12 protein-coding genes, 1 tRNA gene and 1 pseudogene are annotated in these 14066 nt (G+C 57.9%); 7 read left to right on the top strand and 7 right to left on the bottom strand.

The features are described from left to right. A pseudogene (locus PVA19_RS17230) lies at positions 1 to 3759 on the top strand (hypothetical protein); the annotation flags it as partial. 646 nt (positions 3760 to 4405) lie between these two features. Here the strand turns inward: PVA19_RS17230 and PVA19_RS17235 are convergent. Next, positions 4406 to 5341 carry a PopZ family protein gene (locus PVA19_RS17235; protein WP_274103635.1) on the bottom strand — a complete coding sequence of 312 codons (936 nt, stop codon included), beginning with the start codon at positions 5339 to 5341 and terminating at the stop codon, positions 4406 to 4408. Positions 5342 to 5538: 197 nt separating this feature from the next. Then, positions 5539 to 6210, bottom strand: coding sequence for a protein-L-isoaspartate O-methyltransferase family protein (locus PVA19_RS17240; protein WP_082447213.1), 672 nt, complete (start codon positions 6208 to 6210; stop codon positions 5539 to 5541). Positions 6211 to 6453: 243 nt separating this feature from the next. Here PVA19_RS17240 and PVA19_RS17245 point away from each other — a divergent pair, with 243 nt between their 5' ends. Further along, positions 6454 to 6606 (top strand): DUF3309 family protein, encoded by a 153-nt coding sequence (locus PVA19_RS17245; protein ID WP_082447214.1) that lies wholly within the window; start codon positions 6454 to 6456, stop codon positions 6604 to 6606. Positions 6607 to 6750: 144 nt separating this feature from the next. Here PVA19_RS17245 and PVA19_RS17250 read toward each other — a convergent pair. Beyond that, positions 6751 to 6824, bottom strand: a tRNA-Cys gene (locus PVA19_RS17250). 201 nt (positions 6825 to 7025) lie between these two features. Between PVA19_RS17250 and PVA19_RS17255 the strand changes: the two genes are divergently transcribed. The 3 genes from PVA19_RS17255 (at position 7026) to PVA19_RS17265 (ending at position 7898) form a co-directional block, all read left to right on the top strand. Continuing rightward, on the top strand, positions 7026 to 7316 hold the full coding sequence (locus PVA19_RS17255; protein WP_274103637.1) for a hypothetical protein: 291 nt from the start codon (positions 7026 to 7028) through the stop codon (positions 7314 to 7316). Positions 7317 to 7388: 72 nt separating this feature from the next. After that, entirely contained in the window at positions 7389 to 7634 is a 246-nt protein-coding gene (locus tag PVA19_RS17260) for a DUF982 domain-containing protein (RefSeq protein WP_274103639.1), read from the top strand. A gap of 135 nt (positions 7635 to 7769) precedes the next feature. Then, the gene (locus PVA19_RS17265) at positions 7770 to 7898 is read left to right on the top strand and encodes a hypothetical protein (protein ID WP_274103640.1); all 129 of its coding nucleotides are present in this window, start codon (positions 7770 to 7772) and stop codon (positions 7896 to 7898) included. A gap of 290 nt (positions 7899 to 8188) precedes the next feature. Here the strand turns inward: PVA19_RS17265 and wrbA are convergent, their stop codons facing one another. Beyond that, the gene (wrbA, locus tag PVA19_RS17270; RefSeq protein WP_112519040.1) at positions 8189 to 8788 is read right to left on the bottom strand and encodes an NAD(P)H:quinone oxidoreductase type IV; all 600 of its coding nucleotides are present in this window, start codon (positions 8786 to 8788) and stop codon (positions 8189 to 8191) included. A gap of 245 nt (positions 8789 to 9033) precedes the next feature. On the opposite strand from wrbA, the gene PVA19_RS17275 reads away from it, so the two are divergent. Both PVA19_RS17275 and PVA19_RS17280 read left to right on the top strand, forming a co-directional pair. Further along, positions 9034 to 9807: a competence/damage-inducible protein A gene (locus PVA19_RS17275; RefSeq protein ID WP_274103642.1), complete on the top strand. Its 774-nt coding sequence runs from the start codon at positions 9034 to 9036 to the stop codon at positions 9805 to 9807. 119 nt (positions 9808 to 9926) lie between these two features. Next, the gene (locus PVA19_RS17280) at positions 9927 to 10772 is read left to right on the top strand and encodes a universal stress protein (protein ID WP_274103644.1); all 846 of its coding nucleotides are present in this window, start codon (positions 9927 to 9929) and stop codon (positions 10770 to 10772) included. Between the two features lie 71 nt (positions 10773 to 10843). Here PVA19_RS17280 and PVA19_RS17285 read toward each other — a convergent pair whose 3' ends face one another. The 3 genes from PVA19_RS17285 to PVA19_RS17295 are packed head-to-tail and all read right to left on the bottom strand — an operon-like array spanning position 10844 to position 13988. Beyond that, the gene (locus PVA19_RS17285; RefSeq protein ID WP_274103646.1) at positions 10844 to 11617 is read right to left on the bottom strand and encodes an amino acid ABC transporter ATP-binding protein; all 774 of its coding nucleotides are present in this window, start codon (positions 11615 to 11617) and stop codon (positions 10844 to 10846) included. 11 nt (positions 11618 to 11628) lie between these two features. Then, positions 11629 to 12786: an amino acid ABC transporter permease gene (locus tag PVA19_RS17290; protein WP_062425472.1), complete on the bottom strand. Its 1158-nt coding sequence runs from the start codon at positions 12784 to 12786 to the stop codon at positions 11629 to 11631. Between the two features lie 5 nt (positions 12787 to 12791). Continuing rightward, complete coding sequence (locus tag PVA19_RS17295; RefSeq protein ID WP_113260702.1) at positions 12792 to 13988, bottom strand: amino acid ABC transporter permease; 1197 nt, start codon at positions 13986 to 13988, stop codon at positions 12792 to 12794. Positions 13989 to 14066: the final 78 nt, after the last annotated feature.

Genomic DNA, 14066 nt, shown 5'->3' on the forward strand with positions numbered 1-14066 from the left:
CTCGACAGCCGCACCATGGCTATCGACATGGCCTTCTCCTCTGCCGAAGAGCGTCTGGCCGAAACCCTGGATGGCCGCACCAGCGCCCTCACCTCCCTCGTGTCCGGCGTGGAAGAACGTCTGGCCGAAACGCTCGACAGCCGCACCATGGCTATCGACATGGCCTTCTCCTCTGCCGAAGAGCGTCTGGCCGAAACCCTGGATGGCCGCACCAGCGCCCTCACCTCCGTGGTGTCCGGCGTAGAGGAACGTCTCACCGATACGCTTGATAGCCGTACCATGGCTATCGACATGGCCTTTTCTTCTGCCGAAGAACGTCTGGCCGAAACCCTGGATGGCCGCACCAGCGCCCTCACCTCCGTGGTGTCCGGCGTGGAAGAGCGTCTGGCCGATACGCTCGACAGCCGCACCATGGCCATCGACATGGCCTTCTCGTCGGCCGAAGAGCGTCTTGCCGGAACTTTGGATGGCCGGACGGGTGCCCTCACCTCGGTGGTGTCCGGCGTGGAAGAACGTCTTGCAGACACACTCGACAGCCGCACCATCGCCATCGACATGGCGATCTCGTCGGCCGAAGAGCGCCTTGCTTCTGCTCTCGATGGCCGCGCTGCGAGCCTTGCCCGTACGGTCTCGGATGCCGAAGAACGACTCACATCGACGACATCCGCCATGGAAGAAGCACTATCGGTCGGACATCTGCGTCTCGACACCATGCTTGGCACGCAGGCCTACACCATCAGCCGGACCGTCGAGCGCAACAGCGAGTTGATCGAGCAGACGGTTGCTTCCGCAGCGACGCGTATCGAAACCGCAGTCGAATCTGGTGCCGGTAGCTTCGCCAACACGATGGAAACCGGCGTTCAGCGACTGGAAAACAATCTCCAGACATCGCACGATGCCATCCGCACCACGTTGGATCAGCATCATTCCGCTCTTTCGGAAACACTAGGCTCTGCCAAGGAGCAGCTTGGCGATCTTCTGTCTGACCAGACCATGTCGCTTGCAACCACCGTTGCCTCAAGCACCAGCATGCTGGAGATGTCTTTCGAAACGCAGCAGGAAGTTCTGCAGCGGACGATAGACACGGCGTCGGAATCGCTCACCTCGCGCATCGAAAACTCCGTTAACACGGTCTCCAACCGTCTCGGTGAAACCGGCACGCGGTTGGAAAACAATATCGAAGCTCTGCATGGCAAGCTCCAGTCCGATCTGACCAACGTCAATGCAACGCTTGACGACGCCACGCAGAAGCTCGAAGGCGTGTTCGTTACCGGTACGGCTCGGATCGACGAGCGTCTCGGCACGATGGATCGCGCGCTTAATGTCGGGCTTGAAAACGTCAACCGCACAATTGAAGGCAAGGCTTCCGGCCTTGCTCGCACGCTTCGCGATGCGGTGGCTGACGCCGCCCAGAGCATCGACCACGAGGCGGTGCGCTCGACCGAGTTCATCAGCAAGACGGGCCTTGAGTTTGCAGACCAGATCAAGTCCCGCAACGACGAGTTCACCCGCACCATCGAACAGCGCTCCGATGAGATCGTTGGCCGGATTTCCGATGCGCAGAGCAGGCTTTCTGGTCAGGCCGCTGCGGTTGCACAGACCTTCTCCGATGCTGGCAACGCCATCGTCAACAAGGTTGCCGAAGCAGAAGCTGTCGTCCGCACCCAGGTCGGCGCCATCTCCGAGACGCTGACCAATGTCGAAAGCGCGCTCGATGCCCGTGGTGAATCTATCCGCCATACGCTCGACAGCCGCACCCGCGAACTCAACTCCATGCTGGCAAGCCGTTCTGCCGAACTGTCTCGCCTCATCGAGGAGAAGGCAAAGCCGATCGTCAACGAATATGCTGTCGTCGGCCAGGATGCGGCTGAGAAGATCGTTACTGCTGCTCAGCAGAGCGCAAACCTTCTGTCGGAAACCAATAGCGGCATGGTCGGCATGGTCGAGCAGGCCATCGACGATTACGCTCGCGCCAGCAGCGATGCTGCCAACAAGCTGGTTTCGGCGACGCGTCAGAGCACCGACATGCTGTCGCACAGCCATTCGAGCATGACGGATGTGGTCAACGGCGCTACCGACAGCCTGAATGTGGCCGTGGCACGTGCGACGCAGGAATTCAAGCAAGCCGACGTGGCTCTCAGCAGCGCCACCACAAGCTTCTCGGAATCCGCATCGCGCGCATCCGACCTTATCACCACCTCCAGCCGCCTGCTTGAGAGCAAGGTCGATCGTCTGGCCAATGTGTCCGGTACCACGCTGTCTCAGGTCGCCGGCATCGTGGCACGCTTCGACGAGCACACTTCGGTTCTGTCGCAGGCAGGCGAGCTTCTGACCTCGGCACAGGCCAACCTCGTCGGCACGCTGGAGGAACGTCAGGAAGCGCTTCGTTCGCTTTCCGTGGGTCTGTTGCAGCGCTCCGAGGAAATCGAAAACTCCATGCGGGGCGTCATGTCCGTCGTGGAGCAGACCTTGGGCGAAGCCGAGCAGCGCTCCACCAAAGTGGCGGGCAACCTGCGCGAAAACCTCAACTCCTCCTTCGACGATATTGGTCGCTCGCTGGACGAGACCGAACAGCGGGCGCGCAGCGCGGCGCAGAACATGCGCGGCGCGCTTCTGGCAGCCAGCCAAGAAGCGGCACGTGCGATCGAAGGCACCATGTCCGAGACGCAGAAGTATTCGGACGAGCTTGCCGGCCGTCTGCGCAACGGTGTCGCCTCGTCGCTGTCCGACGTCGACAAGCTGATCAATACCGCCACCGACAAGTCGAATGCGGCGGCCACCGTCATGCGCGAAACCTTGCGTGAAGCGGTGCAGGAAGCGGTCAATCGCTTCTCCGGCGCGACGGAAGAGATCCGCCGCTCCAGCCAGGATATCCGCCAGGAGCTCGATGCCACCCGCGCCGAATTGAAACGCGGTGCATTCGACCTGCCGGAAGAAGCCAAGGAAAGTGCCGCCGCCATGCGTCGCGCCGTTTCCGAGCAGATCAAGGCGCTGCAGGATATTTCGCAGCTGGTGGGTCGCTCCACGCAGCAGTTTGAAATCTCCGAGCCTGCAGCGCGGGCGATTGCGGCTACCAAGCCCGCCGCCCCGCAGCCTCAACAGGCGCGCGCAGAGCCACGCCCGCAACAGCAGCCGCTGCCTACACCGGCAGCAACAGCAGCTCCCGTGCAGCAGCAGCCAGCCGCACCGGTCATCCGCAACGTCGCTCCCGTCGAGCAACGTCCAGCGCCTTCGCAGCCTGGTCTTTCGGCACCGCTTCAGCGCCGTGAAGAAGGCGGTGGATGGATTAGCGATCTGTTGCGCGGCGCCTCTCGCGACGCTCAGGACGGCGCAGCACCGATGGCGCCTGCCCCATCTGCAGCCCGGCCTGCAGCGGAACAGCAGACGCGTGCCGCCGACAGCCGCAACCCGCGCCATGTCGTCGAGTCACTGAATTCGCTTTCCGTGGATATCGCACGGGCCATCGATCACGATGCGTCTGTCGAGTTGTGGGGTCGATATCAGCGCGGCGAGCGCGACGTCTTCACGCGTCGCCTCTACACACTGAAGGGCCAGCAGACCTTCGATGAGATCAAGCGCAAATATGAGCGTGAGTCGGAGTTCCGTACCGCGGTCGATCGATACATCTCCGACTTCGAAAAGCTTCTGGCGGATGTTGCCCGCACGGATCGTGACCGTACGGTGACACAGTCCTACCTGACGTCCGATACCGGCAAAGTCTACACCATGCTGGCCCACGCAGCCGGGCGCTTCAGCTAAGCAAGTGCTTCGATAAGCTTTTGGAAAACGCCCTCGCCACCGCGGGGGCGTTTTCGTTTGGGTTTACACCGTCGATCTCGAGCGACGTGTCTTCACACGAGACTGAGCGGAACACCGCACAAGCAAAGCATTTGCAACAATTCAGGCAGAGTGAATGAATGGCTGAAGCGCTGTGCGTCCTACTGGGCGCACGGCGCTTGACCTTTTCGATCTACGCAGCGTGCTTTTTCGAAAATCGAGTCCGATTTTTAGGCCGATGCTGTGGTCAACACGTCATCATCTTGCGACTCGGAATTTGACCCAACTCTGAGGTCGATCCATATCGCGTCGTGGTTTTCCTCTTCGCCTTTCTGCGGAGTCGAGTACCAAGATCACTTATTGTCGTAACCGAAATAGACAGTCTCTGGAACTTTGCAGAAGGCACGGTTGAATAAGCTTCGCTGTACAGCCGTGATGACGCGCCCTGAAAAACGACGCTGCGGCAGATGGCGTTAAGTGTCCCCGCAAACGAAGCATGTAAAAGCAAAAGCCGCTGAGGAGATCATCTCCACAGCGGCTTTCTGTATCAACGAAAGGTCATCATGACCTCAAGGTGACCTCGTCTCGGCACGGTCAGGAGAAAGGTGCAGCCTTCCTCCAACGTGCATCAACGACGAGGACCACGCGCAACGCGCTCGATTTCTTCACGAACCATACGCTCGACGATCGTCGGCAGGTTGTCTTCCAGCCATTCCTGCAGCATTGGACGCAGCATGTCCTGAGCGACAGTCTCGATCGTCGGGTTACGCACGCCGTCAAATACTTCAGCGAGAGCGCCGAAGGACCGGGCGATCTGGGCGCCGGCCTCGGCGGACACCAGGTTCACCGGTAGATCGAGTTTGGGCTCGCTCTTCTGAACGGCAGGTTCGGCAGTAGGCTCCTGGCGAACGTCGACAGCGCGAGATACAGGCTTCTCTTCTTCCACCGCGCCGCGCAACTGCATCGTTTCCCAAACGGGGACAGGCTGTGGTGCTGGCGCAGGTGCCGCGGCTTGCGGCGGAGGATTGAACGTCGGCATTTCCCGGAGCGGCTGAGGTGCTGTGGCAGCCAACAACGGACGCACATCAGTAGGGCGGGCAGGCTGTGCCACCTGTGGGCGCTCAACCTCCAAAGAGGATTGCGTTGGCGCTGGTGCAGCGGTGGGCACCGGCGTCACGCCATGTCCCTGAGCCAGGCTGCCCTGGGGCCCAAGCGTTGCATTACGATCTGCGGCTGCGCGAACCCGTGCCGCCACATCGGCGAGCGACATAGACTTCTCGACGACAGGCTCTTCTCTTTCGACGACAGGCGCGAAATCGTTGAACTGGCGCGCGCCATAGCCCTGATTGGCAGCCGGAGGAACATGGGCCGGCGGGCTTGGGATCTCTGCTGAGATATCCTCGGCAAAATCCACATCCAGCTCCACCTCGCCAAGTTCGAACTCGGTAGCCGGCTGACCTGGAAATCCATTCGACGGCGCAGGTTCGTTGCTTTCGATGATCCTGCGGATCGATGCCAGAATCTCTTCCATGGATGGTTCACGCGCTACACTCGGCTGAGCCATTTTTATCCCCGATTTTCACATTCAAGACGGGCCGGAGCAGAATACGCATGCTCCGAATCATCTTGAGTGTAGGGCACGAGCGCTCAGAAGAGAATCCATGCGGGTGGATGATTTGCGCGATACACAGCTTTATTTACAAACAAAAATGGCCCGGCATTCACCGGGCCATCTGTTAACCATCTACTTTTGCAACCGATTTAGAAAACGAATTCCTTAGCCTTGGCAAAGCCCGGGAGTGGCTTCAGCGATGCATTGAAGAAGGTCGCCGCCGACACACCCTTGCCATCCCGGCGATAAACGCTGGCTTTGGCTGCATTACCATAACCCACGACGGCAATCAGACGACCACCATCGGCGAGTTGGTCGAGAAGCGCCTGCGGCACCTCCTCAACAGCGCCATTGATGAAGATCACATCGTATGGTGCCTGGGCGGCATGTCCCTGCTCCAGCGGGCCAGCAACCGTGACCACATTGACGTAACCCAGTGCGGCAAGCGTTTCGGTCGCCTTCGCAGACAGTTCCGGATCGCTTTCCAGCGAAACAACGGAGCCTGCGAGTTCCGAGAGGATTGCGGAGACGTAACCCGTCGCACCACCAACTTCCAGCACCAGGTCATCTTTGGTGACAGCCACGAGCTGCAGCATCTTGGCGATGGGCGAAGCCTTCAAGAGGTAACGCGCCGCAAGCCCATCCTTGGCAGGACAGATTTGCAGATCTTCGTCCATGTAAGCGACCTGCTTGACGTTGTCTGGAACGAAGGCCTCACGCGGTACGGAAAGAAACGCCTTGAGCACCGAATGGGACGTTACATCGGTCGTACGCACCTGGCCGTCCACCATTTTCGCGCGTGCGGTTTCAAAATCCATCATGTCGTGCTTGCCTCGAGTAAAAGCCTAGCAGACACAGCTGTGTCCGCATTTTGCTAATCGTCTTAATGGGCTCCGCCCGTGCTTTCAAGCACAAGCATGCATCAGTGGGCTAAAAAGAAACGCTCGCGCGCCTCGGCATATTCGGCCGCCAAAATTACATCCCCTGATACCGCGTTCGGGAACTTTTTTATCCGCCTAATCATTATTGCGTTACTAAGGCATCATCAACGGCTGGAGGCAAACATGCTCGGCACAATCCTCGTCATCCTTCTGATTCTGTTCCTCGTCGGAGCACTTCCAAATTGGGGCTACCACAACTACGGATGGGGGCCGTCGGGCGGCCTTGGTCTCGTGCTGGTCATCGTCCTGATCCTCGTTCTACTCGGACGAATTTGAACGAATAAACTACAGCCCTGCTGAGATTATTCGGTCCGGCGGGGCCTTTTTTGCGCAAATCAGCTGCGCAACGAGCCTATGCAAAAGCGCCAAAACGCATGCTGTGGCTGCAGGGGTTCGATATCTAATATGTGGAGGATTTTATGGAGGCCTCGCCCGGAATTGAACCGGGGTACAAGGATTTGCAGTCCTCTGCGTCACCACTCCGCCACGAGGCCTCATACGCTCTGTAACGTCGAGCGATGGCGGGGATTTAGAACGAATCCATTTTCCGCGCAATAGGTAAGTTTCAAAAACTCGGACAAGATATTCTGCTCACGTTTCCACATGCTCAGCGTTGTGGAACCTGTGCACCGGCCTAATGTTTATTCCGATCACCCATTGCGACGACATCGCGTCTGATCCAAAAGGAATGTATCATGAAAGCCAAGTCCCTTATCGCAGTTTCCGTTTTGGCTCTGGCGCTTGCAGGCTGTACGACGGGGATTTCGAATGCCAATCTCGAACCAATTTCAGGCAGCATTACATATAATGGCCAGCCGCGCACCAAGCTGACCAAATCCCCTGTTGGCAGCACCTTCACGCACAATTTCAGGCGCTGGAACGGCGATCGTGTGATCGAAACCTATCAGATCCAGCCGGATCGCTCGATCAAGATCATCGACCGTCGCATCATTCGCGACTGGCTGATGTTTGGGCGCGACGACTGATCCACACCGTTGAATGATGCACGCTCTCGGGTTAGAGGCATCTTTTGATCGAATGGAGCGGCGAACGCGAAGATGAATACGAAATGGAGCAAGCCGGTTCTTGTCGCGCTCGAAGAGCCGGGCAATTACACCAGCATTGAAACGACCCAGGCGGCGTCCTGGGCGATGATCGAAGACTGGCCTGTGGAAGAGGGTGACGCGCTCGATCACGCTCTGCTCGTCTTCGCCGCTGTCGGCGCTGGTAAGAAGAAGCCAGAGGATGCCAGGCGCGCCTTTATCGCGGCCGCACTCGAAGCGGGCCTCGACATCAAGGCGTAATGTCGCAAGTGCGCAGATACGGGTTATCGCGCGCTCTTCTGGTGTGTAGAAGATGTCGACCGGTTCATCCACAGCATGTCGCGCCAGTCGTCGGATCGATGCCGACGTACTTCAGCACGAGAACTTGAAGTCGATATGATGGATTATCAAACGCCTTGGAAAGTGCAAAAGACGATGAAGAAGCCCCTGCTCCTGCTTTTGATGACCTGCCTTGTGGTGGGTATCGTCGGCCATCTGATTATCGCCTTCGTCATTACCGGCTGACCGAAACACGGGATAAGAGATTTTCTTTACCGTCCATTAAGATTCGTATCGTTGTCGCGGAACTACGTTATGTTTTCCACGTTTTCCTGGTACGGAAATCTGGAGGGTAATGAGATGCGTGACGGCCTAAACAGTTTGCTCGAGATATCGCTTCTGGGATTTGTGGTTGTGACCTGCCTGATCATGGTCAACCCGCTGGTCTAAAGCTCGTAAACAATATCTCAGCTGCCTCTCACGGCAGTTATGAAAATGCGGCCTCACGGGCCGCATTTTCGTTTTGTCTATGAGGCTTAGGCCGAGAGCTTGGCTGCAAGCTTGGCGACATGCGCGCCTTGGAACTTTGCGCCTTCCAGCTCTACTGCCGAAGGCTGGCGCGAGCCATCACCATCCGTGATAGTAGATGCGCCGTAAGGCGAGCCGCCCTTGATTTCGTCCACGCCCATTTGACCCTGGAAGGCATAAGGCAGACCTGCCACGACCATGCCGTGGTGAAGGAAGGTCGGGATGAAGCCGAGGATGGTGGATTCCTGGCCGCCGTGCTGCGTCGCCGTGGAGGTGAAGGCCGAGCCCACCTTGCCAACCAGCTTGCCGCTGAACCACAGGCTACCGGTCTGATCCCAGAAGTTACGCATCTGCGAGGCAACGGTGCCGAAGCGTGTACCGGCGCCGACGATGATCGCGTCGTAGTCTGCAAGCTCTTCGACGGTCGCGATCGGTGCCTGCTGATCCAGCTTGAAGTGAGAGGACTTCGCGACCTCTTCCGGAACGAGTTCGGGAACGCGCTTCACGACGACGTCGGCGCCTGCAGACTTTGCACCTTCCGCAACGGCGTAAGCCATTGTTTCCACATGACCGTAGGACGAGTAATAGAGCACCAGAACTTTTGCCATCGTTGGTCTTTCCTCATTGTTTGTTGTTCAGCATCAGGATCGCGGACGATTTCTACGCCGCTGATGTAACAGGACGCTAACAGAGGAATGGGGCGAGAGCGAGAGGTGCGGAAAGGACGCACCGTTCTCGATTTGCGAACGACGGCAATACGTCGGTATACAGTCCTATTTTATGACCTTGCATATTGCATTCGCCGCTGGCGGGTTTAACGTCTGCGCACATCGTGTCGTGTGAGTATCCTTCCATGTCTTCTGCCTCTCCCTCCTCCCCGGTTACGGCCGCCATGCTCGCCATCGGCGATGAGCTCTTGTCGGGTCGCACCAAAGACAAGAATATCGGGCACCTTGCGGACGTCCTCACCATGTCTGGCATCGACCTGAAGGAAGTGCGGATCGTCGCCGATGATGAGCCAGCCATTGTCGAAGCTTTGAACGCTCTTCGTGCTCGCTATGATTACGTGTTCACCTCGGGCGGAATCGGCCCGACGCATGACGACATTACGGCCGATGCCGTGTCCGTCGCATTCAACCTACCCTGTGAGCATGATGCGGATGCCTTGCGGATTCTCGCAGACATGTATCGCGCTCGGGAGATGGAGTTTACCGAGGCGCGCAAACGCATGGCCCGCATGCCGCGCGGCGCAAAGCACATCGCCAATCCTGTCTCGGTCGCGCCAGGCTTCATCGTCGAGAATGTCTATGTCATGGCGGGCGTCCCGCAGGTTTTCCAAGCCATGCTCGACAATGTCGTGCCGACCCTCAAAACGGGCGCAAAGATGATGTCCCAGTCGGTGACATCGCAATTTGGGGAGGGTGACATCGGAACGCCCCTGAGCGAAATCCAGAGGGCTCACCCTCAGACCAGCATCGGTTCCTATCCGAAATATGACGGGCAGCGCTTCTCCACCGAGATCGTGGTCCGCGCACGCGATGCACACCTGTTGGAGGCAGCAGCAAGAGACGTGGCGGCGATGATTGAAAACATTGCGAACGCGAAGGCGTCCTCCACGTTTGCGTGAACTCCTTTGGGCGCAATACGTTTAATCCGTGCAGATTTCGTCTTGATAAGGATCAAGGCGACTAGCGAATGACAGGTTCATCTTGGACCTGTCATTGATGCGTCACAAGGAGAATGGCCATGGGCTACAGAACGATCCTCGCTGTTGTCGACACCGCTGAAAACACGCGTCATCTGGACGCGTTCGTGGCTCAGCTGGCGCAACAATTCTCTTCACATGTGATAGGGCTTCATATGGAAACGCTGGCGGCCGTTCCGCTTGTCGCGCCTATGGAAATCCCTGATCCTGCCACCGTGCAGGCGGTACAGGATGTGGCTCACAAGGAAACCGAAGAGTCCCAAAGAGTCTTTGCCGAAGGCATGACAGCGAACGGTATTTCCAGCGAATGGCGCAGCTTCGCCTCTTCCGTCGGTTACTCGGCCAAGTCTTCGCTTCAAAGCGCGCGCTGCGCCGATCTGATCGTCGCAAGACAGCATGCTTCGTTTGCCTTGTCGGATAGCCGCGCCGATATCGACAATTTTCTCTATGAGAGCGGTCGCCCCGTCCTTCTCATTCCGAACATTTTGACCGAGCCGAAACCTATCCGCCGGGTGCTGATCGCGTGGAATGGATCGCGGGAAGCAACACGCGCTACCTTTGACGCCCTGCCCTTCCTTAAGGCAGCAGAGAGCGTCGAAGTGTTCTCCGTCGACATGGAAGACAATGATTCGCAGACCGCAGCCTTGGCGGGTTCTGAGATCGCCGCAACGCTTGCACGCCACGGCATCAATGTGACGGTGACCTCGCACGAAAAAATTCAAGGTGTCGCGCCGCATACGGCGATTGAAAATCGACTGGCGGATACCAGCATCGATCTGCTGGTAATGGGTGCCTATGGTCATTCCCGCTGGTGGGAAATGCTGTTTGGCGGCGTGACCCGCACGCTCCTAGACTCGATGACGGCGATGACCTTGATGTCCCGCTGACGCGAAACATCCTCCAAAAAGAAACCCGCCGGGCGACCGGCGGGTTTTTTGTTTCTTTAGTCGCAAGAGGACTAGTGCAGGATCTGACTCAGGAAGAGCTTGGTGCGCTCATGCTGCGGATTGTCGAAGAACTCCTGCGGGGCGTTCTGTTCGACGATCTGGCCCTGGTCCATGAAGATCACGCGGTTGGCCACCTGGCGGGCAAAGCCCATTTCGTGGGTGACGCAGAGCATGGTCATGCCGTCTTCGGCAAGGCTCACCATGGTGTCGAGCACTTCCTTGACCATTTCCGGGTCAAGTGCCGATGTCGGCTCGTCGAAGAGCATGATTTTGGGCTTCATGCAGAGCGAGCGAGCAATCGCCACACGCTGCTGCTGGCCACCGGAAAGCTGGCCTGGATATTTATGCGCCTGCTCAGGGATCTTGACGCGCGTCAGATAGTGCATCGCGATCTCTTCGGCCTCCTTCTTGGGCATCTTGCGAACCCAGATCGGTGCCAGCGTGCAGTTCTCCAGAATGGTCAAATGCGGGAAGAGGTTGAAGTGCTGGAACACCATGCCGACTTCACGGCGTACTTCATCGATTTTCTTCAGGTCGTTGGTCAGCTCGATGCCATCGACGACGATGCTGCCCGACTGGTGCTCTTCCAGGCGATTGATACACCGGATCATCGTAGATTTGCCGGAACCGGATGGCCCGGCGATAACGATGCGCTCGCCCTTCATGACCTTGAGGTTGATATCGCGCAGCACGTGAAAATCGCCGTACCACTTGTTCATGCCAGTGATTTCGATCGCGACATCCGTCGCCGAAACTTCGAGCTTCTTTGCTTGGGTTTCTGCCATGAGATTTTCCCTTATTTTCTATGTCCGGTGTCGAGATGGCGCTCCATGAACAGGGAATAGCGCGACATGCCGAAGCAGAATATCCAGAATACGAACCCGGCAAACACATAACCCGTGACAGGTGTCACCGGTGTTGCCCAGTTCGCATCCGACTGGTTGAGGTTGACGATACCGAGGAGGTCGAACATGCCAATGATCGACACGAGCGACGTATCCTTGAAGAGACCGATAAAGGTGTTGACGATGCCGGGAATGACGAGCTTCAGCGCCTGCGGCAAAACGATCAGACGCGTCTTCTGCCAATAATTCAGGCCAAGCGAATCCGCACCTTCGTACTGCCCCTTCGGAATGGCCTGAAGGCCACCGCGAATAACTTCCGCCATATAAGCGGATGCAAACAGCGACACCCCGACCAGAGCACGCATGAACTTGTCGAAGGTCACGCCTTCGGGCAGGAACAGCGGCAGCATGATACTGGCGAAGAACAGGACGGTGATCAGAGGAATGCCACGAATGACCTCGATGAAGGTGACGCACAGTGTCTTGATCACGGGCATCGTTGAACGACGACCAAGCGCCAAGAGAATGCCAAGCGGCAGCGATACGGTGATCCCGAAGAAGGACAGGATGAGCGTGACCATCAGCCCGCCCCAGAGCTGCGTCTCCACCCGCGGCAGGCCGAAGTAACCGCCAACCAGCAGGAAGAAGGAGACGAAAGGCAGCACGAGGAAAAGCAACACGGCATTGGCCGTCTTGAAGGGTGCCTTCGGGATCAGCATCGGGATGAGCAGAATGACAAACATTGCTGCGACCAGAAGCGGACGCCACCGTTCATCAAACGGATAACGTCCAAACATGAACTGCTGGAACTTGGCGCCAACGAAGGCCCAGCAGGCTCCGGCTTGGCCATCCGGCAGAGTGCCGCCCTGCGCGACGGTGAGGCAAGCCAAGCGATCGGTACCGGTCCAGACGGCATCGACGAACAAAAACTGCACCAGAGGTGGAAGGATGTAGGCGAGCAGTGCGATGGACAGCACTGTCATCACGACGTCCTTCGGCGTGGCGAAGAGTTTCGTCTTGAGCCAATGCGCGACCCCGACCTGGCTGGATGGCGCCGGCTGAGCCGGCACCAATTCGCGGCGGATATAGGAAACGGAAGTACTTGTCATATCGCTTATCTCTCCACCAATGCCATCTTCGCGTTGAACCAGTTCATGAACAACGCCGTCGTGATGGACAGCGACAGATAGACGATCATCCAGATCGCCACGACTTCGACAGCCTGACCCGTCTGGTTGAGGATGGTCCCGCCAACGGCGACGAGATCCGAGAAGCCAACGGCAACAGCCAGCGACGAATTTTTCGTCAGATTGAGATATTGGCTGGTGAGCGGCGGAATGATGATGCGCATCGCCTGCGGAACGACGATTAGGCGCGTCGTGGTGCTGGAACGAAGGCCGAGTGCCTCGGCCGCTTCCGTCTGCCCCTTCGCAACGGCCTTGATGCCGCCACGGACGATTTCAGCGATGAAGGAGGCGGTGTAGAAGGAAAGCGCTAGGTAGAGCGACATGAATTCCGGTGCAATGACCGAGCCGCCAGCCAGATTGAACCGACCAAGAACCGGCACGTCAAAGGTCAACGGCGCGCCGAGCGCAAGAAAGGTCAGGAGCGGCAGGCCGATGATGATCGCAGTGCCGACGAGGCCCGTGCGGAAGGGCTGGCCGGTGCGCATCTGCCGGGCCTTTGCCCAGCGATAGACGAAGAAGGTGATGATGATACCGACGAGGAATGCCACCGGAACCATCCAGGTGCCCTCGCCCCAGACGAACTTGGGGTAAAAGAAACCGCGATTGTTCAAATAGGTATCGAGTGGCAGAGCAAGCGATTCACGTGCCTGCGGAAGGATAGTGATGACGCCTTTGTACCAGAAGAAGATGACGAGAAGCGGCGGCAGATTGCGGAAGATCTCCACATAGGCCTGAGCGAGCTTCGAGACCAGCCAGTTTTTGGACAGGCGTGCGATACCGACGAGGAAACCGATGATCGAGGCCGTGATAATGCCGAGAACTGCCACCTGCAAGGTGTTCAATATACCGACGATCAGTGCGCGACCAAACGTGTTGTCATTGTTGTAGTCGATCAGCGTCTGACCGATATCGAAACCGGCTCTCCCGTTCAGGAAGCCAAAGCCAGAGGCGATGTTGGCTCTCTGAAGATTCTGGATGGTGTTGTTGGTGATGAACCAGACGGCCAGCACCAGGATGATGAGCGTCACGGTCTGATAGAAGATAGACCGCATGCGCGGATCGTTGATCATGGACGTCGCGCCGGATGCGCCGGACGGTCCAGAACGGATCGTCTTGCCTGCCATAGGCACCTTTCCCTCTATATGCTCTTTTCGAGCTTATTTTATGAAGAAGAAGGAGGCAGAGATGAACATCCCCGCCTC

Origin of the sequence: Agrobacterium sp. CNPSo 3708 (genome assembly GCF_028674915.1) — a bacterium.
GTDB classification, from domain to species: Bacteria; Pseudomonadota; Alphaproteobacteria; order Rhizobiales; family Rhizobiaceae; genus Agrobacterium; species Agrobacterium cavarae.

Coding starts and splice junctions, on each gene's coding strand:
- PVA19_RS17235 (WP_274103635.1), bottom strand. CDS start 5,341: ATGGCTCAGCCGAGTGTAGCGCGTGAACCATCCATGGAAGAGATTCTG.
- PVA19_RS17240 (WP_082447213.1), bottom strand. CDS start 6,210: ATGATGGATTTTGAAACCGCACGCGCGAAAATGGTGGACGGCCAGGTG.
- PVA19_RS17245 (WP_082447214.1), top strand. CDS start 6,454: ATGCTCGGCACAATCCTCGTCATCCTTCTGATTCTGTTCCTCGTCGGA.
- PVA19_RS17255 (WP_274103637.1), top strand. CDS start 7,026: ATGAAAGCCAAGTCCCTTATCGCAGTTTCCGTTTTGGCTCTGGCGCTT.
- PVA19_RS17260 (WP_274103639.1), top strand. CDS start 7,389: ATGAATACGAAATGGAGCAAGCCGGTTCTTGTCGCGCTCGAAGAGCCG.
- PVA19_RS17265 (WP_274103640.1), top strand. CDS start 7,770: ATGATGGATTATCAAACGCCTTGGAAAGTGCAAAAGACGATGAAGAAG.
- wrbA (WP_112519040.1), bottom strand. CDS start 8,788: ATGGCAAAAGTTCTGGTGCTCTATTACTCGTCCTACGGTCATGTGGAA.
- PVA19_RS17275 (WP_274103642.1), top strand. CDS start 9,034: ATGTCTTCTGCCTCTCCCTCCTCCCCGGTTACGGCCGCCATGCTCGCC.
- PVA19_RS17280 (WP_274103644.1), top strand. CDS start 9,927: ATGGGCTACAGAACGATCCTCGCTGTTGTCGACACCGCTGAAAACACG.
- PVA19_RS17285 (WP_274103646.1), bottom strand. CDS start 11,617: ATGGCAGAAACCCAAGCAAAGAAGCTCGAAGTTTCGGCGACGGATGTC.
- PVA19_RS17290 (WP_062425472.1), bottom strand. CDS start 12,786: ATGACAAGTACTTCCGTTTCCTATATCCGCCGCGAATTGGTGCCGGCT.
- PVA19_RS17295 (WP_113260702.1), bottom strand. CDS start 13,988: ATGGCAGGCAAGACGATCCGTTCTGGACCGTCCGGCGCATCCGGCGCG.